This is a genomic window from Massilia antarctica (assembly GCF_015689335.1).
Lineage (GTDB): Bacteria > Pseudomonadota > Gammaproteobacteria > Burkholderiales > Burkholderiaceae_D > Telluria_A > Telluria_A antarctica.
On the sequence record NZ_CP065053.1, the window covers coordinates 1,783,245 to 1,806,792 of the forward strand.

The window sequence follows — 23,548 nt, forward strand, 5'->3', positions numbered from 1 at the left end:
ATTCAAATATAAAACTACCCCTTGGAGGATGACATGATTGTAGGCGTTCCAAAAGAGATCAAGAATCACGAATACCGGGTAGGCCTGACACCGCCGAGCGTACGCGAATTAAGCTCGCGCGGGCATCAGGTACTGGTTCAGAAAAACGCGGGCGCCGAGATCGGGTTATCCGATGAGCAGTACGTCGCCGCCGGTGCGAGCATTGTCGACGAGGCGAAAGAAATTTTCGCGCGCGCCGACATGATCGTCAAAGTCAAGGAGCCGCAACCGGTCGAATGCGCGATGCTGCGCGATCGCCAGATCCTGTACACCTATCTGCACCTGGCACCGGATCCGGACCAGACGGCGGCGCTGGTGAAATCGGGCGCCATTTGCATCGCGTACGAAACCATCACCGGCGCCGGCGGCGGCTTGCCGCTGCTCGCTCCCATGAGCGAGGTAGCGGGGCGCATGGCGATCCAGGCCGGCGCCGCCCATCTGGAAAAATCCAAGGGCGGCATGGGATTGCTGCTCGGCGGCGTACCCGGTGTGGCGGCCGGCCACGTGGTCATTATCGGGGCCGGCGTGGTCGGCACCAATGCGCTGCAAATGGCGGTCGGTACCGGCGCCCGGGTGACGGTGCTCGACAAGAGCATCGACCGCCTGCGCCAGCTCGACCTGGTATTCGGCAACCGGATTTCGACCCAGTATTCGAATGCCCATTCGATCGAGGAAGCGGTGCTGTCGGCCGACCTGGTGATCGGCGGCGTGCTGGTGCCGGGCGCCGCGGCGCCCAAGCTGGTGACCCGCGCGATGATTGCGAAGATGAAGGCGGGCGCGGTGGTGGTCGATGTGGCGATCGACCAGGGCGGCTGCTTCGAAACCTCGCATGCGACCACGCACGCCGATCCGACCTATATCGTCGACGGCGTGGTGCATTACTGTGTGGCCAACATGCCGGGCGCGGTGGCGCGCACGTCGACCTTCGCCTTGAATAACGCGACGATCGGCCATGCGGTGGCGCTGGCGGAAAAGGGCTGGAAAAAAGCCCTGGCCGACGATGCGCATCTGAAAAACGGCCTGAATGTCTGCCAAGGCAAAGTCACCTACGCGGCGATTGCCCAGGCGCTCGGCTACGACTACACCCCGGCGGACTCCCTGCTGGGTTGAGGCGGACGGTTTTTCAGGTCGGCGCAAAAGCGCGTGACGATATGAAAAGCATAACGGGAGGCGACTGATTTCACGAAACGCATGAAATCGGTCGCCGCCTCTTCATTCGCGTTATCCGAAATCGTCCGGATCACCGCAAACGGAATGCCCAGCTCAAAACAGACCTGGGCCACTGCCGCGCCTTCCATTTCAACCGCCAGCAAGCCTGGCAGCGATCCCGTCAACTGCGCCAGGTGCGCGCGTTTGCTGATGAACTGATCGCCACTGGCAATCAGGCCGCGGTGCACCCGTGGCCGCTCCAGGGCGAATTCGGCGCGTTCGGCGTCGTCGATGACGGTTTCAAAATCCTTGTCGAGAAAATCCGTCGCCGCACTGGCGATGCGCTGGCTCATATGCAAATCCGACTGGAAGTGCGACAAGCCGGTCAGCGGCACCTCGAAACGCGGAAACAGGGGACTTGCATCCATGTCGTACTGGACCAGCGATTCGGCCACCACGATGTCGCCTACCTTCACCCCGGCATCACCGGCTCCGGCAACGCCGGTGAAGAGGATGTGGGTAACTCCGTACTTTTCCACAAGCGTCGTCGCGGTCATGGCGGCGGCAACCTTGCCAATTCGCGACAGAACGCACACAGCGTCGATTCCAGCGACCTGTCCCGATGCGTAGTTGCGCATGCCATGAATGAGCGTGGCGGGGCCTTGCATGGCTTCCACGAGCCCTTCCTGTTCTTCGTGCAAGGCACTAATGATGCCTAAACGTACATTTTTTCCTGAATTCATGCTTTGAAGAACCTTTTTGGTGAATGTGCATGTGGGTAAGTCACGAGTTTTCCACAAGGATAAACCGTTCCAGGTGCACTGCAAGCTTCCGAAGGTGCGCAGAAGGCCGCCAGCGTTGATTTCTGCAGACAGTCCCGGCTTGCGGTCCACCAGCGCTGCGATGGCCTTGGCGGTGCCTTCAGGAGCTTCTGCGGGCTTCGACGGTTCCGTGCTTTTGCCAGGATCGGTCTGTAAACGCATGTATTTCAAGGTTTTCTGGGTTTTGGAGGATTTGGTTGTGGATGACTTCGAGGTTATGCACCGCTTTGCCGGGGTTTAGGGTTTTATATAAGTAGTATGTATACAAATTTAGTAGTGATAGTAAACGGCGGTTTTTGTGTGGATAAGTCCGGATTTATGAACAGGATCAACAGCTTACCCTTCGAAAAAGTCGCTGGAAAAGACCTGTATCTTCGAAGGATGACTGTTGAACAAAAATTTGCCTGTGAACAAAGTCAACGGTTTTGCACATCTCATCCTGTGGATATCCATCGACTTATCCACATGTGCTGCCAGTCAGACGAGCCGTTCGCGGCTTTTTTTTTGTCTTCAGAAAAGTGACTGGCACGTTTTTTTGGCGGATTTTTTTTTTTTTGGAAACTTTTTCTTTTTTGTTCAGCAAAGAAAATTTTTTCCGATTTCGGGCTCTTCGGTTTTTCAGTTTTTGTTTTTCAAAGGTCTTGATGGTTTACCTAAAAAGGTTAAATATAGATTTAGTAGTAGTTGTTAACAGGGGCGTTTTTCTGTGGATAAGGGCAAAAACCTGCGCGAAATCAGGAGCTTGCAAGAGGTATAAGTCGGTGATCTGCTCTGTATCCGGCTGGTACCAATTTGGGACAAATTTTGGCCTGTGAATAAAGTCGCGTTTATCCACAAACGGTGCCTGTGGATATCAATAGGCTTATCCACAGGTCGTTTTGAACGTTGAGGAGGTCGTATGACGCTGCACGGATTGTTTAAGTTTCCAATTTTGCAAGGACCGATGGCTGGCGGCGCCAGCCGGGCCGAATTGGTGGCTGCCGTATCGAATGCCGGTGGCCTGGGTTGCATGGCGGGATCGTTGATGTCGCCGGCGGCGATGCGCGACGAGGTGGGCCGGATCAGGTCGATGACCGATCAGCCGTTTTTGCTGAATCTGTTTGTTCTTCAGACACCTTCGCCGAGCGCGGTAGAGGTGAACGCCGCCGTTGAGCTACTGCGCCCGGTCTGGGAAAGCCTGGGCTGGGACAAATTGCCCATCCCCGCCCAGTGGTGCCAGGATTTTGAAGCGCAGTTCGCCACCTTGATCGAACTGCGTCCGGCGGCGGCAAGTTTTACCTTCGGCATCCTGACCCCATCCCAGGTCGAGCGTTTGCACGATGCCGGCATTGTTGTCATCGGCACGGTCACCACCGTGGATGAAGCCTTGGCCTGGGAAAACGTGGGCGCCGACGCCGTGGTCGCGTCGGGAATCGAGTGCGGCGGCCATCGCGGGACCTTTCTCGGTCCGCAGGAAGAGGCTACCCTGAGTGGAAAAGCACTCTGGCCCCAGGTTGCGGAGGCCGTCAAGATTCCAATGATTGCCGCCGGCGGCATCATGACCGGGGTCGATATTGCCGAAGCCCTGGCACTGGGCGCGCAGGCCGTGCAAATGGGCAGCGCCTTTATCGTGACCGACGAGTCCGGCATCCATCCCGCCTATAAACAGCGCTTGATCGAGGCGCGCGAGACGCCAACCCGCCTGACCCGCGCCTTCAGCGGACGCTACGCGCGCGGCCTGGAAAACACCTTCATGCGCAAGATGGAAAGTGTTGAAAAGCAAGTTCCAGCGTATCCTGTTCAAAACGCACTGACCACAGGCATACGCGCAGCCGCTGCCGAACGCGGCGATACCGAACTGATGTCGCTCTGGGCGGGCGCCGAAATCCGCCGCGCGCGGCCGATGCCGGTAGCGCAACTGATGCAAATGCTGGTGGCCGAGATGCGCACAAACTAAAAAACGAGACGAGGAGCAGCATTTGGAATCGGCAGGAGAATACGACTACATCATCGTCGGCGGCGGCACCGCCGGCTGCGTACTGGCCAACCGCCTGACCCGGCGCCGCGACACCACCGTGCTGCTGATCGAAGCGGGTGGGCGCGACGACTATGTTTGGATCCACATTCCGGTCGGCTATCTGCATTGCATCGGCAATCCGCGCACCGACTGGCTGTACAAGACCGAACCGGATGCCGGCCTAAACGGCCGCTCGCTGATTTATCCGCGCGGCAAAGTCCTGGGCGGCAGCTCCTCGATCAACGGCATGATCTACATGCGCGGCCAGGCGCACGATTACGATCATTGGGCCGAACTGACGGGCGATACTGGCTGGAGCTGGGATAAGGTATTGCCGCTTTTTAAAAAGAGCGAGGATTATCATGGCGGCGCCAGCGAACTGCACGGCACCGGCGGCGAGTGGCGGGTCGAGAAGCAACGCCTGTCCTGGCAATTGCTGGACGCCTTTCGCGATGCCGCCGAACAAACTGGCATCCGTAAAACGGAGGATTTCAACGGCGGAGACAATGAAGGTTGCAATTACTTCGATGTCAACCAGAAGCGCGGTATCCGCTGGAACACGGCCAAGGCCTTCCTCAAGCCCGCTGCCAAGCGCGACAACCTGACCATCATGACTGGCTGCCACGTGGAACGTTTGATCATCGACGACACGGAGCAGGGCAAGGTCTGCCGCGGGGTCGAATTTACCGGCGGCGGCACGGCGTTCACGGCGACCGCCGTTCGCGAAACCGTGCTGACCGCCGGCGCGGTGGGCTCCCCTCAGATTTTGCAACTGTCCGGCATCGGACCGGCAGCCTTGCTGCGCGATGCCGGCATCGCGGTCCAGGTCGATGCGCCCGGGGTTGGGGATAATTTGCAGGATCATTTGCAGCTGCGCATGATCTACAAGGTCAGCAATGCACGCACCCTGAACACCACGGCGGCGAGCTGGTTCGGCAAGATGAAGATCGGCATCGAATACGCGATGTTCCAGAGCGGACCGATGTCGATGGCGCCGTCGCAACTGGGCGCGTTCGCCAGGTCCGATCCGGGCCAGGCCACGCCAAACCTGCAATATCACGTGCAGCCTTTATCGCTGGAAAAATTCGGCGATCCCTTGCATCCATTTCCGGCGTTTACGGCGAGCGTATGCAACCTGCGGCCGACATCGCGCGGGCATGTGCGGATTGCTTCCGCCGATTCCTATGCCGCCCCAAAAATCACGCCGAATTACCTGAGTACCGAGCAAGATCGCAAGACCGCGGCGGCCGCGCTGACCCTGACGCGCAAGATCGTGGCGGCGCCGGCAATGGCGCGCTATGCGCCGCAGGAATTCAAGCCGGGCATGGCGTTCCGCACGGAAGAAGAATTGGCCGAGGCCGCCAGCCAGATCGGCACGACGATTTTCCATCCGGTCGGCACCTGCAAGATGGGCAGGGCAGGGGACCCGATGGCCGTCGTCGACAGCCAATTGTGCGTGAATGGCGTGCAAAGACTGCGCGTGGTCGACGCCTCGGTGATGCCGCTGATCACGTCCGGCAATACCAACAGCCCTACCATCATGATTGCCGAACGCGCGGCTGAATTGATCGCCCACACGGCCAAATAAACAATGCAGGCAGACTCCGGAGCTGCCGCAAAGTTGCAGTTCCATGTCGCTTGCCTGATATGCATCAGCGCTTACGGCATGGTAGTTATACTGTATTGTGACCAAAATCCATTGTGTGTATTATCGAATAAAAAAGGTTTCAAAGCGGTATCAAAATAAACCGGAGACACAATGACAGACGTCATATTGGAAACAAAGAACCTGACCAAAGAGTTCAAGGGCTTTACCGCGGTCAATGATGTTAATCTCACCGTCCAGCGTGGCCACATCCACGCGCTGATCGGTCCCAACGGCGCCGGCAAGACCACCTGTTTCAATCTGCTGACCAAATTCCTGGTGCCCACGTCGGGCCAGATCCTGTTCAATGGAAAAGATATCACCTTCGCCCACCCGGCCCAGATCGCGCGCATGGGCATCATCCGCTCGTTCCAGATTTCGGCCGTGTTCCCGCACCTGACCGTGCTGCAGAATGTGCGCATCGGTTTGCAGCGGGAACTGGGCACGTCCTTCCATTTCTGGCGCAGCGAACGCTCGCTCTCGCTCTTGAACGAGCGCGCCATGGAGCTGCTGGCCGAAGTCGACCTGACCGAATTCGCCGATACCGTCACCGTCGACATGCCCTACGGACGCAAGCGCGCGCTCGAAATCGCCACCACCCTGGCGATGAAGCCCGAGCTGATGCTGCTCGACGAGCCGACCCAGGGCATGGGTCACGAGGATGTGCACAGGGTTACCGAGCTGATCAAAAAAGTGTCGGCCGGCCGCACCATCCTGATGGTGGAACACAATATGAATGTCGTCTCCGGCATCTGCGACAAAATTACCGTGTTGCAGAGGGGCGCGCTGCTGGCCGAAGGCAGTTACGCCGACGTGTCGACCAATCCGCAGGTGATGGAAGCCTACATGGGCACCACCAGCGCCGAACTCGCGGGAGCGCACTGATGACCGCGGCCCTCGAAATTTCGAATTTGCAAGCCTGGTACGGCGAATCGCACATCCTCCACAACGTCAATTTGCGGGTCAACAAGGGCGAAGTGGTCACCCTGCTGGGCCGCAACGGTGCCGGACGCACCACCACCTTGCGCGCGATCATGGGCTTGACCGGGACGCGCACCGGATCGATCAAGGTGAATGGGATCGAAGCCATCGGCCTGCCGACGCACAAGATCGCCCACCTGGGCATCGGGTATTGCCCGGAAGAGCGGGGCATCTTTTCGTCGCTGTCGACCGAAGAAAACCTGATGCTGCCGCCGCAACTGGCCGGCGCCGACGCCGGCATGTCGGTGGCCGAGATCTACGAGATGTTTCCGAATTTGCTGGAACGAAAAAACAGCCCGGGCACGCGCCTGTCGGGCGGCGAACAGCAGATGCTGGCGGTTGCGCGCATCTTGCGCACCGGTGCGCGCCTGTTGCTGCTCGATGAAATTTCCGAAGGCCTGGCGCCGGTGATCGTGCAAGGTCTCGCGCGCATGATTACCACGCTCAAGGCCAAGGGCTACACCATCGTCATGGTGGAACAGAATTTCCGTTTCGCCGCACCGTTGGCGGACCGGTTTTACGTGGTCGAGCACGGTCAGATCGTGGAGACCTTCGCTTCGTCGGAATTGAGCGCCAAGATGCCAATCCTGACCGAGCTGCTGGGCGTATAGCAGGATAGCGACAGCCCCCTAGCAAGACCATACCCATACCCTAAATGGAGACAATATGAAACGTAACATCATTGCTTTAGCAGCCAGCGCCGCATGCCTCGGCTTCGCCTTGCCAGCCCAGGCGCAAATCTCGAACGACACCATCAAGATCGGCATGTTGACCGACGTGTCCGGCGTGTACGCCGACGTGGACGGATCCGGCGGCGCGGAAGCGGTCAAGATGGCGATCGCTGACCTGGGCGGCACTATCAACGGCAAGAAGATCGAATTCGTTTTCGCCGACCACCAGAACAAGGCCGACATCGCCGCCAGCAAGGCGCGCGAATGGTTCGACCAGCAGGGTGTCGACATGCTGATCGGCGGCACCAATTCGGGCGCCAACCTGGCCATGGCCAAGATCGCGTCCGAGAAGAAGAAAGTGTTCATCTCGATCGGCGCCGGCTCCGCCCGCCTGACCAATGAAGAATGCTCGCCCTTCACCGTGCACTACGCCTACGACACGGTGGCCTTGGCCCGTGGAACCGGTGGCGCGATTGTCAAGCAGGGCGGCAAGTCCTGGTATTTCCTGACCGCCGATTACGCTTTCGGCCAGTCGCTTGAGAAAGATACAACCGATGTGATCAAGGCGGCCGGCGGCACTGTGGCGGGCACCTCCAAGCATCCTTTGTCGGCGTCGGATTTTTCGTCCTTCCTGATCAAGGCGCAGGGGTCGAAGGCGCAGATCCTGGGCCTGGCCAATGCCGGCGGCGACATGATCAATGCGGTCAAGGCCGCCAACGAGTTTGGGGTTGGCAAGACGATGAAGCTGGCTGGTTTGCTGGTGTTTATCAATGACATCCACACCCTGGGATTGAACATGACCCAAGGCATGTATCTGACCGATGGCTGGTACTGGGATCAGAGCCCGGAAAGCCGGGCCTGGTCGAAGCGCTATTTCGCCAAGATGAAGAAGTTCCCGTCGATGTTGCAGGCCGCCGATTACTCGGCCGCGACCAACTACCTGAACGCGGTGAAGGCGATCGGGACCGACGACAGCGAGAAGGTCATGGCGCAGTTGAAGAAGACCAAGATCAACGACATGTTCACCAAGGGCGGCGAGATCCGTCCGGATGGCCGCATGGTGCACGATATGTACCTGATGGAAGTGAAGAAGCAGGCCGAGTCGAAGTACCCGTGGGATTACTACAAGGTCGTCGCGACGATTCCTGGCGCGCAGGCGTACACGACCAAGGCGGAAACGAAGTGCGCGTTGTGGAAGTAAGTTAGGTCGCTTTCGAACTTCTACCGGCGCCGTCGTTCCCGCGCAGGCGGGAACCCAAGTTCGTCGCGCTGCGGTGATCCTGGCAAACTTGGGTTCCCGCCTGCGCGGGAACGACGGGCTATTCACCGCTCCCATTTTATGAACTGAGATGCCATGGAAATATTCGGCGTTCCCCTGCAGGCGATGGTCAGCCAGCTTTTGCTCGGCCTGGTCAACGGCTCCTTCTACGCCATGCTCTCGCTTGGCCTGGCCGTCATTTTCGGCCTGCTTAATGTCATCAACTTTTCCCACGGCGCCCTCTATATGATGGGTGCCTTTGCCGCCTACATCGGCGTGACCACCTTCGGCCTGAGCTACTGGGCGATGCTGGTGCTGGCGCCCTTGCTGGTCGGCGTGTTCGGCATCATCGTCGAAAAATCCATGCTGCGCTGGCTCTACAAGCTCGACCACCTGTACGGCCTGCTGCTCACCTTCGGCATCACCCTGCTGCTCGAAGGCGTGTTCCGTTCCTTCTTCGGCAACTCCGGCCAATCCGTCGAAGTCCCGGCGCTGCTGCAGGGCAGGACCGACCTGGGCTTCATGGAATTGCCCAACTACCGCCTGTGGGTCGTGTTCGCCTCGCTCAGCGTCTGCCTGCTGACCTGGTTCGTCATCGAAAAGACCAAGCTCGGCGCCTACCTGCGGGCCGGGACCGAAAACCCGAAACTGGTCGAAGCCTTCGGCGTCAACGTGCCGCTGATGGTCACCTTGACCTACGGCTTCGGCGTCGCGCTGGCGGGCTTTGCCGGGGTGCTGGCGGCGCCGATCATCAACGTTACGCCACTGATGGGCTCCAACCTGATCATCGTCGTGTTCGCCGTTGTGGTGATCGGGGGCATGGGATCGATCATGGGTTCCATCATCACCGGCCTGGGCCTTGGCGTGATCGAGGGCCTCACCCGCGTCTTCTATCCGGAAGGCTCGGAAGTGGTGGTGTTCGTGGTCATGGTCATCGTGCTGTTGCTCCGTCCCGCCGGTTTGTTCGGCAAAGAAAAGTAACCGAGAACTGGAGCCATTGATGAACAAGAACATCGCTTACGGCGTCGCGCTGCTGATCGCGCTGGCGGCGCCTTTTATCGGCTATCCCGTGTTCCTGATGAAGTTGCTGTGCTTCGGGCTGTTCGCCTGCGCCTTCAACTTGCTGATCGGTTACACGGGCCTGCTGTCCTTCGGCCATGCCGCTTTTTTTGGTGCGGCCGGTTACGTGACCGGGCACGCGCTGACGGTGCTCGGCTTGCCGACCGAAGTGGGCATCCTGCTCGGCGTGGCGGCCAGCGCCCTGGTCGGCCTGGTGATGGGTGCGCTGGCGATTCGCCGGCAAGGCATCTACTTTTCCATGATCACCCTGGCCTTGGCGCAGATGGTGTATTTCGCGGCACTGCGCGCACCCTTCACGCATGGCGAGGATGGCTTGCAGGGCGTTCCACGTGGCAAGCTGTTCGGCGTTATCGATCTGAGCAAGGACCTGACCTTGTACTTCGTGGTGCTGGCCATTGCCGTGGCGGGCTTTGCGCTGATCGTGCGCACGGTGCACTCGCCCTTCGGCCAGGTGCTCAAGGCGATCAAGGAAAACGAGCCGCGTGCCATTTCGCTCGGCTACGACGTCGACAGGTACAAGCTGGTGGCCTTCGTGCTGTCGGCCTCGCTGACGGGCCTGGCGGGCGCCACCAAGACCCTGGTGCTGGGCTTCGAGACGCTCACCGACGTGCACTGGGCCATGTCCGGCCTGGTGATCCTGATGACCTTGGTGGGCGGCATGGGCACCCTGTCGGGGCCGATCATCGGCGCCTTCATCATCATCACCCTGGAAAACAAGCTGGGCGATATCGGTACCTTCCTGGCGACCCAGACCGGCGTCGAGTGGTTCAATACCTTGGGCGAATCGGTCGGCATGGTGACCGGGCTGATTTTCGTCCTCTGCGTGCTGCTGTTCCGGCGCGGCATCGTGGGTGAAATCGGCGCCGCCATGGCGTCCTCCGGTGTCCGCAAAAAATCCGTATGATTGCTTGAAATGCAAGGACACAAAGCCGGGTCGCATGACCCGGCTTTTTTTTATTCAACGCACGGAGGATCGATGGAACAGACACTGACTGTCAACGGCATCGCCATGCATGTTGTCACCGAAGGGGAGGGGCCGCCGGTGCTCCTGCTGCACGGCTTCCCGGACACGCATCAGGTTTGGCGTACGCAAATCGATGCGCTCGCTGGCGCTGGTTACCGCGTGATCGCGCCGGATCTGCGCGGCTTCGGCAAGACCGAGGCGCCAGCGAAGCAAGACGCCTATGCGCTGACGCAGTTGCGCGCGGATGTCGTCGGCTTGCTCGACGCGCTGGGGATAGCGCGGGTTTTGCTGGTCGGCCACGATTGGGGATCGGTGATCGGCTGGAACGTGTGCATGGTCGCGCCAGAGCGCGTGGAGCGCTTCGTAGCGCTCTCGGTGGGGCATCCGGCGGCCTACACCGCCGGCGGGCCGCTGCAGCTGCTCAAGGGCTATTACGTGATGGTGTTCCAGCTGCGCGGCATTGCCGAGGCAATGATCAAGGCCTTCGACTGGCGCGCGGTGCGCAAGCTCGCGACCACGCCGCAGCAGTTCGAGGAATGGCGCGCCGATCTCGACCGTCCCGGCCGCCTGACCGCCGCGCTGAATTATTACCGGGCGAACCTGGGCATGTTCTTCGAGCGTTCCTGGCCGACCGTCAAGGTGCCCGTCCTCGGCCTGTGGAGTGCGAATGACGTGGCGCTGACGGAAGCGCAGATGCGCGAATCGGGCAAGTACGTCAGCGCCACCTTCGAATATCAGCGCATCGACAAGGTCGGCCACTGGCTTCAGATCGAGGCGGCCGATCAGATCAACCGGCACTTGCTGGCATATTTCAAAAGCTAAGACTGCCCAAATTGCTTCACGTGAAACAATTTCCACAATGTGATTGCATAGCGAACTATATTGGACTAGAGTGGAGTCATGTTTGATCACTGCCTCTATTTCAACACCACCGCCCTGGCGCGCGTACTTGAGCGCGAGTGGACGCGCGCGTTCAAGCCGTTCGGGCTGACGCCATCGCAGGCCTTCATGCTGCGCGCGGTGCTGGCGCGGCCGGGCTTGTTGCAAAGCGAACTGGCCAGGGAACTGGTGATCAGCCGCCCGACAGCCACGCGCTCGCTCGACGGTTTGCAGAAGCTGGGCCTGATCGACCGCCGCCCCACCGGCGGGGATGGCCGCGAATGCGCGGTGTTCCCGGAACCGGCGGCGCTGGCCATGCATGACGACCTGAACGCGGCAAGCGGGGCTGTCACCGCGCGCCTGAAGCAGTTGCTCGAACCGGAACAGTTTGCCGCCATCGTCGGGTCGCTCAAGCGGGCACGCGCGGCAGTGGTGTGATTTTTTTTTACCCAAGTAGTTGCATAGCTAATCAATGGAGACGTAAATGCCTATCATCAATATCAAAATCAGTGCCGCGAAATCCCCCGACATGATCCGCCAGATTGCCGACCTAGTGCTCGACAAGACAATCGGCATTCTCCGGAAGAAGAGAGAGCTCATTTCCATTGCCATCGATTTCGTCGATCCGGACTGCTGGATCGTCGGTGGCGTCTCCCTCGCCGAGCAGCGCAAGCACAGCGTCTACGTCGACATCAAAGTGACCGACGAGACCAACACCAAGGATGAAAAGGCGGCCTATATCGCCCAGGTCTTCGCCGGCTTTGGCGCGCTGCTTGGCGAGTTGCACGAGGAAAGCTATATCTACGTGGACGACGTGCGCGCTGCGGCCTACGGCTACGGCGGCCGCACGCAGGAATATCGCTACCAGCATGCGGCCGCGTAAGCGCTGGCCGTGGTCGCCGTCGCGATCCTGACTCTGGCGGCCATCGGGACGCTGGGCATGCGGTGGGCCTTCATCCTGTGGGCCTATGGTCGAAGACGGCAACTCTGCGACGTGGGCTCCCCTGCGCAGGCACGCGGGGATTCGAAGACATGCGCGTACTCGCGCTGGCGTTCACAGGCGTCGAAGCGTTTCAGCGCCGCTATCCCTACTTTTAGTTTCGTGACAATGTGTGTGTATATGCCGTATTTACGCCTGCTATATTTACTGGAGCGATAGGACAGGGTGCGCTTCTTGGATCGCCGGCACGTTTCCCTTTCGCATAATTAAATGCGAACAAATCACCCAGATGCAGGTGCGATGCTTCAGCCGTTTTGCAGCCTGCCAAACGAGTTTCTTGTTGCACCGATCGGGGAGACCATTCATGTTTTCATCCATCCTGCGCGCCGCGGGGCGCATCCTACGTGGCCGGCTTGTGCTGTCGCTGACCTTGCTGACCTTGCTGACCTTGCCGTTTCTTGTCGCGCTCCCGGCACAGGCCGTCGTGGTCACTGGCGTCAAGAAGGTGGTCGTGCTACGCGTGTATTTTCAGGACTACAGCAACGCGTCGCGCTATACGCAAGCGCAGGTGCAAGGCTTCTTTAACAATATGAACACCTTGTGGGGCACGAACACTTCCCACGGCAATATATCCATTACTGCCCAAGCCAACAGCGCGCTGATTCAACTGCCCGACAATCGATCCTCCTATATCGATGACTTCCCGGACGGCGACCTTTCCAACGGCACCAAGTTCCAAAAGGTGATCGACGATGCGATTGCCAATTCGAGCGGCATGGATTGGACGAATGTCGATGCGGTGATCGTAGTCATGTCGGAGACCTCGCTCACCCAGTTCCATCGCGGCCAAGGCGGCACCTGCAATGCCCGTATGGGCCCGGGCTCAAGCGCCACGCCGCTGGTCGGCTGCGCCATCTTCAGCGAAAATCCCGGCAGCACCGACCCGCAGGTCTGGGGGCGGTGGTCGCACGAACTGGGACATGCCTTCCAGACCCGCGGTGCCATTCATCCCAGCAATTACAACAGCAGCTTCGAGCAAATGGATGCCAATTATCCTGGCCAGACGGGGATGTTCGAACAGCAAAGCTCGACCGATTTCGGTTGGATGCCCGATAGTAAGTACAAGACCATCACCGCGATCACGGGCGGGGCGACGGTGGCCCTGTATGCGCAAGAATATGATCCGGCGGGAAAGCCCAATATGCAGGCCATCAAGGCCTATTTGGGCAGCGGCGGCAGCGCCTATTATCTGATCAGCGTACGGCGGCGTGTGCTCGGTGACGATCTCAACGCCTCGTTCCCGTCCGCAGGCATCCCCGATGAGGGGGTTCTGATCGAGCGTGTCGTCCCTGGCGGCGGCCAGGAAGTGACCTTGCAGGGCAAGGGCGGCGACCGCGATAAGCTGTGGCAGGAGGGCGACACGTTCACGAATGCGAGCGACGGCATCTGGATTTTCGTCAACAAGAAATTCGACGCCGACAATTACGATATCACGGTGCGCTACGCCGACCAAGCCAGCAAGGCCGATGTCGGCATCAAGTCTTGGCTCGCGCCACCTGGCAACACTTACGAAACAACGGATCTCTGGATTGACAGTCCCGTCAATGGCTACGGCGTGTTCCGTTATGGCAGCTGGTCCGATCTCTTGGGCGGGACTGTTCCGCAAGGAAATGGCGACGATCCGGCCATCGGACAAGTCAACCGCATCTACGCGCGGGCGCAACTTTGGCGCGGCCACGGCGCAAAACGTGGTGGTCCATTTTGATCTGACCAACCCACTCGGTTTGGGGATCAACGGCTCGAACGGCTTTCAAACCCTGGGTTCGGTCGACCAGACAGCCTTCCCCGGCCTGGCTTCCATTCCAGCCGGTGGCAGCGTCGATGTGTATATCGAATGGACGCCGAACGTGGCGCTGACGCCGGCGCAAATTGCAGCGGGCACCTTCAATTTCCATAGTTGCATGCGGGTGCGTATCGATCACTTGGCCAACGAAACGATTTTCGGCAACCAGGATGGCGACGGTACGCAGGAAAATATCGATTACTTCCAGGCGCCGGCGACAGGGCCGGGCGTGGGCGGCGGTGCGCCGAATACGACGCTTATCCACCTGCGCAACGATTCCATGGTGAACAAAAAATATTTCAATATCTCCTACGATAGAAAACTCGTGCCGCCCGGTTGGGAAGTGAGCGTGAATGGCGGCGTGTTCGGCATGGAGCTCGCGCCCAATGAGGTGCGCGCGGTGCCGGTCAAAATCACACCGACTTCACCGATGGCGGCCGGCAGTGTCGCCAAGGTGAAGGTATTTGCCTCGAGTTTCCGCCTGCTCAGCAGCGACAAGGACCCCAAGGACAAGCATCCCGAATTCAAACAATTGGGCGGTGTGCTGGTCGAGGGCCATGCCGTGCACAAGACACGTATCAAGTGCGAAGCGGAACGCAGGGATGGTGTCGTGTTGTTCCAAGGGAAGATCGATATCCCCGGCAATGCGCAGCTGAACGAGCGCCAGATGGTGGTGATGTATTCAGGCGCAGTACCTGGCGGAAGAAGGGGGGAGTGGAAGTTCCTGGCGCGCCCGACCGGCCTTGCGCACTTCGACAGGACCGGGGCCTTCCACGGCCAAATCAGGCTCGCGAAATTCAAATATGGCACTTGCATGTTTGCCGGCACCGACACCTTGAGCAGCGCCATTGCGCCCGTTAGCCCAGTGAAGTAAGCGGCGCCCGGACAGGAAGCGAAGGGCTTCCTGTCCCGGGCCGATTGGCGGCTCTGCTGACCAAGCTAGCTTGCGCTTATCGTCAGCGATCATGCTGCGGCGTTACGAGCAGTTGCAGCCGGGCGAGAAAAAACGCGCGGTCGGCCTGGCCGTGCCGCTCGGACGCATGGGCACGCCGGGCGACCTGACAGGGGCGGCGATCTTTCTGGCGAGCGACGAGTCGGCCTACATGACGGCCCAGACCCTCAACGTCGACGGCGGCGCCGTGATGAGCTAGCGCGTCAGCCGCTCAGTAGGCGGCGCTGTAGATGCTGTGGATATCTTCCCGCGTCAGTTCGCGCGGGTTATTGCCGAGCAGGCGGGTCTGCAGCATCGCATCGTCGGCAAGGCGGTCGATATCGGCTGTGCCCACGCCGACCTGGCGCAGAGTGGTCTGGATGCCCGTCTTCGCAGCAATTGTTTCCATCGCCACGATCAGCGCATGGGCGCGTGCTTCCTCGCTGCCGCTCACCCCCGGATCGATGATGCCGGCCAGTTCGGCGTACTCGGCGCCCGCGTGCGACAGGTTAAAGCGCAGCACATGCGGCAGCACCAGCGAGTTCGACAAGCCATGTGGCACGTGAAATATGCCGCCGATCGGATAGGCGAGGGCGTGCACCGCCGCCACCGGCGCGTTGGAAAACGCCTGGCCGGCGAAGCAGGCGCCGAGCAGCATGGCCTGGCGCGCCTCCAGGTCGCCGCCGTGTTCGCACGCACGCAGCAGGTTGCGCGACAGTAGCGACAGCGCCTGCCGCGCCAGGTTATCGGACAGCGGATTTTTTTTGTGCTTGCTGGTGAAGGCTTCGATGGCATGCACCATCGCATCGATGCCGGTCGCGGCCGTCACCATGGGCGGCAGGCCGAGGGTGAGTTGCGCGTCCAGGATCGCCAGATCCGCATACAGCTGGGGCGCGACCACGCCCATCTTGGTGGTCGCGCCGGTGGTGACGATGGCGATGTTGGTCACTTCAGATCCGGTGCCGGCCGTGGTCGGTATCTGCACCAGCGGCAGGCGCGTGCCGCGCACATTGCCGATGCCGTAGATCTGGCTGAGCGGCTGGTCGCTGCCGGCCAGCACCGCGATCAGCTTCGCCACATCCATCGAACTGCCGCCACCGAGGCCGATGATGATGTCGGCGCCGCGGCTGCGCGCCACATCCACCGCTTGCAGAACCACCGACTCCGGCGGATCGGCCACCACATCGGACCAGACGTGAACGGCAAGGCCGGCCTCTTCAAGCGAGCGGCGCGGGGTGTCCACCAGGCCTGTCGCAAGAAATCCGGGGTCGGTGACGATCAGGGCGCGGCGGGCGGCAGGGAAGTGATTGGCGACCTGCGTGCCCAGCCGGCTGCTGGCACCGGGGGCGGAAACAAGATGGGGGACGGTGCTGAAACTGAACTCGGCGGACTGGGTCATTGTGTACCTGCAGGTCGGTGGAGATGTCAAAAGCTTACACCATCGTCGGCACCGGCAGGAAAAAGGGCGGCGGGAAACAGCGATCGGATTTCTTCCGTACAATATCTGGCTGTGCTGTTCAGTCCACATTCCACGGAAAATTCATGATCGATTTCGCCTTACTCGGATGCGCGGCGTTCCTCGCCGGCTTGGTAGATGCTGTTGTCGGCGGGGGCGGATTGATCCAGGTGCCAGTGCTGTTCTCGGTCTTTCCACGTGAAGTACCAGCGACCCTGCTGGGAACGAGTAAGTTCGCGGGCATCTTCGGCACCGGCGCGGCGGCCGTCAATTACGCGCGCAAGGTGCGGGTGGCATGGAGCGCTGCGGCGCCGGCGGCGGTGTCAGCCTTGCTGCTGTCATTCGCCGGCGCGTACACGGTGACCAAGGTGCCGGCCGATTTCGTGCGCACCTTGCTGCCGTTCGTGTTGGTCGCGGTGGCGGTGTACACCTTCCGCAAGAAGGATTTCGGCAGTGTCCATGCGCCGCTGCACAGCGGCATGACGGAGCGCCTGGTCGCGGTCGGCATCGGCGCCGCGATCGGTTTCTACGACGGCTTCTTCGGTCCCGGTACCGGCAGCTTCCTGCTGTTTCTGTATGTGCGCTTTTTCGGATTCGATTTCCTCAGCGCCTCGGCCGCAGCCAAGGTGGTCAACGTGGCGTGCAACTTGTCCGCGCTGATGTGGTTCGGCTACAGCGGTCACATCTTGTGGCAGCTGGGCTTGCTGATGGCGGTGTGTCAAGTTGCAGGTTCCCTGGTCGGCACCAAGTTGGCGATCAAACACGGCAGTGCGTTTGTGCGCAAACTTTTCCTGGTCGTGGTGAGCTTGCTGATTGTGAAGACGAGTGTCGACGCCATCGTGAAGTGGTAGATGTTCCACGTGGAACAGCCGCGATGGGCTGACCGACGTTCCACGTGAAACAAAACGCGTTCGTCAAATTCGACGTTCCACGTGAAACACTCCGTTGTGTAAAAAACGGTGATTCTGGGTGCAAAAGAGTCGGGGGTCTGAAAAGACTCTATAATCGGGCCTCATATCCCTCGCTCTACACTCCATCATGCTATTTCCAACTGAATTCGACGTCATCGTCGTCGGCGGCGGCCATGCCGGCACCGAGGCTGCGCTCGCTTCGGCCCGCATGGGCCAGAAGACTTTGCTGCTTACCCATAACATCGAGACCCTCGGCCAGATGTCTTGCAATCCATCCATCGGCGGGATCGGCAAGGGCCACTTGGTCAAGGAAGTCGACGCCATGGGTGGCGCGATGGCGATCGCCACGGACGAATCCGGTATTCAGTTTCGTATCCTTAACTCGTCCAAGGGCCCGGCTGTACGCGCCACCCGCGCGCAAGCGGACCGCATCCTGTACAAGCAGGCGATCCGCTCGCGCCTGGAAAACCAGCCGAACCTGTGGCTGTTCCAGCAGGCGGTCGACGACCTGATGCTCGAAGGCGACCGCGTGGTCGGCGCCGTCACCCAGATCGGCATCAAGTTCCGCGCCCGTGCCGTGGTGCTGACGGCAGGTACTTTCCTCGATGGGAAGATCCACGTCGGCCTGCAAAACTACTCGGCAGGGCGCGCTGGCGATCCGCCGGCGATCTCGTTGTCGGCGCGCCTGAAGGAAATGAAGCTGCCGCAGGGCCGCCTGAAAACCGGCACGCCGCCGCGCATCGATGGCCGCAGCATCGATTTTTCGCAAATGACCGAGCAGCCGGGCGACCTCGATCCGGTGCCCGTGTTCTCGGTCATGGGCAACACCGCCATGCACCCGCGCCAGGTGCCGTGCTGGGTTACCCACACCAACGCGCAGACGCACGACATCATCCGCGCCGGCCTGGATCGCAGTCCGATGTACACAGGGGTGATCGAAGGTGTCGGCCCGCGCTACTGCCCGTCGATCGAAGACAAGATTCACCGCTTCTCCGGCAAGGAATCGCACCAGATTTTCCTGGAGCCGGAAGGCTTGACGACCAACGAATTCTATCCAAACGGTATTTCGACCAGCCTGCCGTTCGACGTGCAAATCGCCCTGGTGCGCTCGATGAAGGGCATGGAAAACGCCTTCATCCTGCGTCCGGGCTATGCCATCGAATACGATTATTTCGACCCGCGCGGCCTGAAAACCTCGCTCGAAACCAAGGCCGTACAGGGCTTGTTCTTCGCCGGCCAGATCAACGGCACCACCGGCTACGAAGAAGCGGCGGCGCAGGGCATGCTGGCCGGAATCAACGCGGCGCTGCTGACCAAGGGCGCCGATGCCTGGGTACCAGGCCGTTCCGAAGCCTACCTCGGCGTGCTGGTCGACGACCTCACCACCCAGGGCGTGGCCGAGCCGTACCGCATGTTCACCAGCCGCGCCGAGTTTCGCCTGAGCCTGCGTGAAGACAATGCCGACATGCGCCTGACCGAGATCGGCCGCAAACTCGGCTGCGTGGGTGACGCCCAGTGGGCGGCTTTCGAGCGCAAGCGTGAAGCCGTTGCCGTGGAACTGGAACGCCTGCGCACCACCTGGGTGAATCCGCGCATCCTCGCCAGCGCCGAATCGGAGCGCGTGATCGGCCAGGCCATCGAGCGCGAATACTCGCTGGCCGACCTGCTGCGCCGTCCGGGAGTGGACTATGAGAAGCTGATGGGCCTGTCCGGTGTGGATGGCCAGGTGCTGGCCGGTCCTGGCGTGGCAGATCCGGCGGTCAAGGAACAGGTCGAAATCCAGCTCAAATACGCCGGCTATATCGACCGCCAGGCTAAGGAAGTGGAGCGTCACGACCACTACGAAAACCTCAAGCTGCCGGCCGGATTCGACTATCTCGACATCAGCGCGCTGTCGATCGAAGTGCGCCAGAAGCTCGACAAGCAGCGTCCTGAAACCCTGGGGCAGGCATCGCGCATCTCTGGTGTGACTCCCGCGGCGATCTCGCTGCTGCTGGTTCACTTGAAAAAACGTGGCGCCAAGGGCTTTGCCACCCTCAACGAGGAGCTCGCAGGATGAAGTTTTTCGACCGTAACGCCATTGCGCCAGTGCTGGCCAATGGCATCAAGGAACTCAAGCTGGACTTGAACGAACAGCAGCATGGGCAACTGCTCGACTACCTCGCGCTGCTGGCCAAGTGGAACTCGGTGTACAACCTGACCTCGGTGCGCGATCCGATGCAAATGGTGACGCACCATGCGCTCGATTCGCTGGCCGCCGTGTCGGCCTTCGAGGGCGCCGTCAGCGTACTCGACGTGGGAGCAGGGGGCGGCTTGCCCGGCATCGTGCTCGCCATCGCGCGGCCCGACATGAAAGTGGCGCTGATCGACACCGTGCACAAGAAAACTGCGTTCCTCACGCAAGTGAAGGCTGAACTGGGGCTGGCCAACGTGACCGTGCACACGGCGCGGGTGGAGCAGTTGCAGGTGCCGCACAAATTCGACGTCATCACCTCGCGCGCTTTCGCCGACCTGTCCGACTTCGTCAACTGGTCGGGCCACCTGCTGGCCGAGGGCGGCAAATTCATTGCCTTGAAAGGCATGGCGCCGGCGGACGAACAACAGCGGCTGCCGAGCGACTGGAAAGTGAGCGAATTGCGGCCTATCCAGGTTCCGGGGCTGCAGGCGGAGCGGCACCTCGTCTTCATCGAGAAAAACTGAGCAAACAGAATAAATCAAATAAACGATTTATATCAAATAAATCGTATAAATCGTATAAACAATTTATATGATTAAAACAGTATAAATCGTTTGCACAAAAACTATCATAAGAGCGTACATGGCGAAAATATTTTGCGTTGCAAATCAAAAGGGCGGCGTAGGCAAGACCACCACCAGCGTTAACCTGTCAGCGGGCCTGGCCAAACTGGACCAGCGCGTGCTGCTCGTCGACCTGGACCCGCAGGGCAACGCGACCATGGGCGCCGGCATCAACAAGGCGGGCCTGAAGGCATCGACCTATGAAGTGCTGCTGGGCGAGGCCGATGTGAGCACGGCGCGCACGCGCTCGGAAGCGGGGCGCTTCGACGTGCTGCCGTCGAACCGCGAACTGGCCGGCGCCGAAGTCGAAATGGTCGAACTGGAACACCGCGAGCGCCGCCTCAAGGATGCGCTGGCGGCGGTCGACAAGGAATACGACTTCATCCTGATCGATTGCCCGCCGGCCTTGTCGATGCTGACCCTGAACGGCTTGTGCGCCGCGCACGGCGTCATCATCCCGATGCAGTGCGAGTACTACGCGCTGGAAGGCTTGTCGGATCTGGTCAACACCATCAAGAAGGTGCACGCCAACCTGAACACCGATCTGAAGATCATCGGTCTGTTACGCGTCATGTTCGATCCGCGCATGACCTTGTCGCAGCAGGTGTCGGCCCAGCTGGAGCAGCACTTCGGCGACAAGGTCTTCAACACCATCATCCCGCGCAACGTGCGCCTGGCCGAAGCGCCGTCGTACGGCGTGCCTGGCGTGGTGTTCGATCCGTCCTCGAAAGGGGCGCAGGCCTACATCGCCTTTGGCGCCGAGATGGTCGAACGCATCAAAACAATGTAAACGAAGGCATTCACGAATTATGGCAACCAAAAAACTCAAAGGGCTCGGTCGCGGGCTCGACGCGCTGCTGGGCGGCGATGGCGAGCTCGCCAAGCCCGACACGCCGTCCACCTTGGCGGTGCACCAGATGCAGGCCGGTAAATACCAGCCGCGCACGCGCATGGATGAAGGTGCGCTCAACGAACTGGCAGCATCGATCAAAACCCAGGGCATCATGCAGCCGGTGCTGGTGCGCCCGATCGGGCAGGACACCCTGACCGGCGCGCTGCGCTACGAAATCATCGCCGGCGAGCGGCGCTTCCGCGCGGCCCAGCTGGCGGGACTGAACGAGATCCCGGTGCTGGTGCGCGATGTGGACGACCAGTCCGCTGCGGCGATGGCGCTGATCGAGAACATCCAGCGCGAGGATCTCAATCCCCTGGAAGAGGCGCAGGGCATTCACCGCCTGATCTCGGATTTCAATTTCACGCACGAGCAGGCGGCCACGGCCGTGGGTCGTTCGCGCAGCGCCGTATCGAACCTGTTGCGCCTGATGAATCTGGCGGCACCCGTGCAAACCCTGCTGATGGCGGGTGATGTCGACATGGGCCACGCGCGCGCGCTGCTGGCGGTCGACCCGGCCAGCCAGATCAGCCTGGCGAACCTGGTGGTGGCGAAACGCCTGTCGGTACGCGAGACTGAAAAGCTGGTGGCCAGGGAGCTGGAAGAGCAGAACAATCCGGCCACCGTGCGCTTGAAGGAAAAATCCGGGGATATCGCCCGGCTGGAAGAAGAGCTGTCCGACAAGCTGGCCACGCCGGTCTTGTTCAAGATGGGGGCGAAGGGCAGGGGACAGATGATCATCGATTTTGCCGATCTCGATATTCTGGACGGCGTACTGGCGCGATTGCGCGCCTGAATCGAGCGAATAGCGTCGTTTTCACCTCGCCCCGTCGTTCCCGCGCAGGGCTAGGCGCCCCCACGGCAACCCAAGTTATCAGCGCAATCGAAAACTGAGCAACGGACTTGGGTTCCCGCCTTCGCGCACTGTCGTCCGGAATAATTTTCTTGACGCGCTCACGAGAAGAGGCATCCTTGAATTTCTGCGAATTCGTGCGCCGCTTGTCGTCGTCGGCGATCATGTAAATCTTCGGTGTCCGTACGTTGAAATAGGGTTGCGCGGACGAAGCAAAGGCAATCCCACAGGGTCCGTTTCACACGGTTGGACTCGTTGAACAGTGCAACCAACAAATAACTGATGAGAGCGGTAAGTATCTGAATCCGGACCGCGTTTTCAGATCGTCCGAGGAACTGCTTGATCTTGAGGTGCTGCTTGATCCATTTGAAGAACAGCTCGATTGCCCAGCGCTTTTTGTAGTGCTGGGCAATTTCCATGGCACTACTGTCGAAGTCGTTAGTAGCCAGAACGATGGGCGTATCTTTGTTCGGCCGCGCCACGATGACACGGCGCAAAGGCTTCCCAAAGTAGAGATTGATCCGTTTTCCGCCGAGCCGTTTGTGCTTGAAAGTAACGATTTCGTCGCTGAGCACGATGTGCGCATCATCAGCAGGGATGTCCGATTTCTGCAGGACGTTGACAGCGGCGTTGTTCTTGAAACGAGTAACAAAGCGCGCGTTGGCCTCGTCAATGGATTTCCACCAATTGAAATCGCAATAGCCCTTGTCAAATACATAGAGCGCGTTCGCTTCGAGCGGTACGTCAACTGCCCGTTCAACGTCATTGACGTTGGGGTGGCTAATGTCGTGCCAGACAGGGATTGCATCATGGGCATCATACAAAACGTGCAGCTTCAAGCCTTGCGTATTGCGAGTGCTATTCTCGGGCGTCCACCTCTCAAACTCCCGTCCCTTCAACGTCAACGAGGTGGAGTCAAGCAAATACATCAGATCATTGCTTTGCTGGCGCAGCTTACGCGACACCTTCCCCATCAACCAGGCAGCGGTATCACTAAACACCGTGTCAGATCGATTCTCATTGGCGTCAGCCAAGGTGGAGCGCTTGATCGCTGACGTACCAAGATGGTAGTGATGCGCGACATGACTGTTGAAGCCAGTCTCCAGTGGTCGCAACCCCTTCGCCTCACTGATCTGCGCGTAGAGCATGGCAATGAGATGATCCCAATGCCCGAACTTCTTGCAATATTTGTCGGCATTGTGCCGTTCGACTAGTTGAGCGAAGGTTCCTCGCGGGAGCCCCTTCATTAAACGCTGAAAAGTAGTTATGCTGAACATGTTGCAGGTTTGGTTTTTAAGTTGGCAAACAGAGGTTAACCCTCGTAAACCAATACCTGCAACCCTTTTAACGTTGTCAACCCACTTTATTCCGGACAGCAGTGCGCCTTCGCGGGAACGACGTGCTTATAACCTCCCAGGTAATTGCCCCCTCTCCAGCACG

General features: G+C 60.0%; 21 protein-coding genes and 1 pseudogene. 19 read left to right on the plus strand and 3 right to left on the minus strand.

Annotation, left to right across the window (positions count from 1 at the left end):
• The first annotated feature begins 33 nt into the window (after positions 1-33).
• Positions 34-1,149 carry an alanine dehydrogenase gene (gene ald / locus IV454_RS08070; protein ID WP_206091049.1) on the plus strand — a complete coding sequence of 372 codons (1,116 nt, stop codon included), beginning with the start codon at positions 34-36 and terminating at the stop codon, positions 1,147-1,149.
• Here the strand turns inward: ald and IV454_RS08075 are convergent.
• Positions 1,119-2,171 carry a 5'-methylthioadenosine/adenosylhomocysteine nucleosidase gene (locus IV454_RS08075; RefSeq protein ID WP_370663774.1) on the minus strand — a complete coding sequence of 351 codons (1,053 nt, stop codon included), beginning with the start codon at positions 2,169-2,171 and terminating at the stop codon, positions 1,119-1,121. The genes ald and IV454_RS08075 overlap by 31 nt on opposite strands.
• Positions 2,172-2,907: 736 nt before the next feature.
• On the opposite strand from IV454_RS08075, the gene IV454_RS08080 reads away from it, so the two are divergent.
• The 13 genes and pseudogenes from IV454_RS08080 to IV454_RS08140 all read left to right on the plus strand — a co-directional run.
• Positions 2,908-3,945: an NAD(P)H-dependent flavin oxidoreductase gene (locus IV454_RS08080; protein ID WP_206091050.1), complete on the plus strand. Its 1,038-nt coding sequence runs from the start codon at positions 2,908-2,910 to the stop codon at positions 3,943-3,945.
• A gap of 22 nt (positions 3,946-3,967) precedes the next feature.
• A complete protein-coding gene (locus tag IV454_RS08085; protein WP_206091051.1) occupies positions 3,968-5,593 on the plus strand; it encodes a GMC family oxidoreductase in 1,626 nt (541 codons plus the stop codon).
• Between the two features lie 171 nt (positions 5,594-5,764).
• On the plus strand, positions 5,765-6,535 hold the full coding sequence (locus tag IV454_RS08090; protein ID WP_206091052.1) for an ABC transporter ATP-binding protein: 771 nt from the start codon (positions 5,765-5,767) through the stop codon (positions 6,533-6,535).
• The gene (locus IV454_RS08095) at positions 6,535-7,242 is read left to right on the plus strand and encodes an ABC transporter ATP-binding protein (protein WP_206091053.1); all 708 of its coding nucleotides are present in this window, start codon (positions 6,535-6,537) and stop codon (positions 7,240-7,242) included. The genes IV454_RS08090 and IV454_RS08095 overlap by 1 nt, the downstream gene beginning before the upstream one ends.
• Before the next feature lie 55 nt (positions 7,243-7,297).
• Complete coding sequence (locus IV454_RS08100) at positions 7,298-8,503, plus strand: ABC transporter substrate-binding protein (protein ID WP_206091054.1); 1,206 nt, start codon at positions 7,298-7,300, stop codon at positions 8,501-8,503.
• A 153-nt stretch (positions 8,504-8,656) separates the two neighbouring features.
• Entirely contained in the window at positions 8,657-9,541 is an 885-nt protein-coding gene (locus IV454_RS08105) for a branched-chain amino acid ABC transporter permease (protein ID WP_206091055.1), read from the plus strand.
• A 19-nt stretch (positions 9,542-9,560) separates the two neighbouring features.
• Complete coding sequence (locus tag IV454_RS08110) at positions 9,561-10,544, plus strand: branched-chain amino acid ABC transporter permease (protein WP_206091056.1); 984 nt, start codon at positions 9,561-9,563, stop codon at positions 10,542-10,544.
• 72 nt (positions 10,545-10,616) lie between these two features.
• Positions 10,617-11,426 (plus strand): alpha/beta fold hydrolase, encoded by an 810-nt coding sequence (locus IV454_RS08115; RefSeq protein ID WP_206091057.1) that lies wholly within the window; start codon positions 10,617-10,619, stop codon positions 11,424-11,426.
• A 78-nt stretch (positions 11,427-11,504) separates the two neighbouring features.
• A complete protein-coding gene (locus IV454_RS08120) occupies positions 11,505-11,921 on the plus strand; it encodes a MarR family winged helix-turn-helix transcriptional regulator (RefSeq protein WP_206091058.1) in 417 nt (138 codons plus the stop codon).
• A gap of 46 nt (positions 11,922-11,967) precedes the next feature.
• Positions 11,968-12,366: a tautomerase family protein gene (locus IV454_RS08125; RefSeq protein ID WP_206091059.1), complete on the plus strand. Its 399-nt coding sequence runs from the start codon at positions 11,968-11,970 to the stop codon at positions 12,364-12,366.
• Between the two features lie 421 nt (positions 12,367-12,787).
• Positions 12,788-14,188, plus strand: coding sequence for a hypothetical protein (locus tag IV454_RS08130; protein ID WP_206091060.1), 1,401 nt, complete (start codon positions 12,788-12,790; stop codon positions 14,186-14,188).
• Positions 14,172-15,140 carry a hypothetical protein gene (locus tag IV454_RS08135; protein WP_206091061.1) on the plus strand — a complete coding sequence of 323 codons (969 nt, stop codon included), beginning with the start codon at positions 14,172-14,174 and terminating at the stop codon, positions 15,138-15,140. Before IV454_RS08130 ends, IV454_RS08135 begins: the two co-directional genes overlap by 17 nt.
• A gap of 103 nt (positions 15,141-15,243) precedes the next feature.
• Positions 15,244-15,417 (plus strand): annotated as a pseudogene (locus tag IV454_RS08140) (SDR family oxidoreductase); the annotation flags it as partial.
• A 12-nt stretch (positions 15,418-15,429) separates the two neighbouring features.
• Here the strand turns inward: IV454_RS08140 and IV454_RS08145 are convergent.
• Positions 15,430-16,596, minus strand: coding sequence for an iron-containing alcohol dehydrogenase (locus IV454_RS08145; protein ID WP_206091062.1), 1,167 nt, complete (start codon positions 16,594-16,596; stop codon positions 15,430-15,432).
• Between the two features lie 143 nt (positions 16,597-16,739).
• Between IV454_RS08145 and IV454_RS08150 the strand changes: the two genes are divergently transcribed.
• The 5 genes from IV454_RS08150 (at position 16,740) to IV454_RS08170 (ending at position 22,051) form a co-directional block, all read left to right on the plus strand.
• The gene (locus IV454_RS08150; RefSeq protein WP_206091063.1) at positions 16,740-17,504 is read left to right on the plus strand and encodes a sulfite exporter TauE/SafE family protein; all 765 of its coding nucleotides are present in this window, start codon (positions 16,740-16,742) and stop codon (positions 17,502-17,504) included.
• A gap of 187 nt (positions 17,505-17,691) precedes the next feature.
• Positions 17,692-19,623 carry a tRNA uridine-5-carboxymethylaminomethyl(34) synthesis enzyme MnmG gene (mnmG, locus tag IV454_RS08155; protein WP_206091064.1) on the plus strand — a complete coding sequence of 644 codons (1,932 nt, stop codon included), beginning with the start codon at positions 17,692-17,694 and terminating at the stop codon, positions 19,621-19,623.
• Entirely contained in the window at positions 19,620-20,264 is a 645-nt protein-coding gene (gene rsmG, locus IV454_RS08160) for a 16S rRNA (guanine(527)-N(7))-methyltransferase RsmG (protein ID WP_206091065.1), read from the plus strand. Before mnmG ends, rsmG begins: the two co-directional genes overlap by 4 nt.
• Positions 20,265-20,382: 118 nt before the next feature.
• Complete coding sequence (locus IV454_RS08165) at positions 20,383-21,153, plus strand: ParA family protein (RefSeq protein WP_206091066.1); 771 nt, start codon at positions 20,383-20,385, stop codon at positions 21,151-21,153.
• Positions 21,154-21,172: 19 nt separating this feature from the next.
• Complete coding sequence (locus tag IV454_RS08170) at positions 21,173-22,051, plus strand: ParB/RepB/Spo0J family partition protein (RefSeq protein ID WP_206091067.1); 879 nt, start codon at positions 21,173-21,175, stop codon at positions 22,049-22,051.
• Between the two features lie 158 nt (positions 22,052-22,209).
• On the opposite strand, the gene IV454_RS08175 is transcribed toward IV454_RS08170, so the two are convergent.
• Positions 22,210-23,385, minus strand: a complete 1,176-nt coding sequence (locus IV454_RS08175; protein ID WP_206087730.1) for an IS4 family transposase — start codon at positions 23,383-23,385, stop codon at positions 22,210-22,212.
• Positions 23,386-23,548 lie beyond the last annotated feature (163 nt).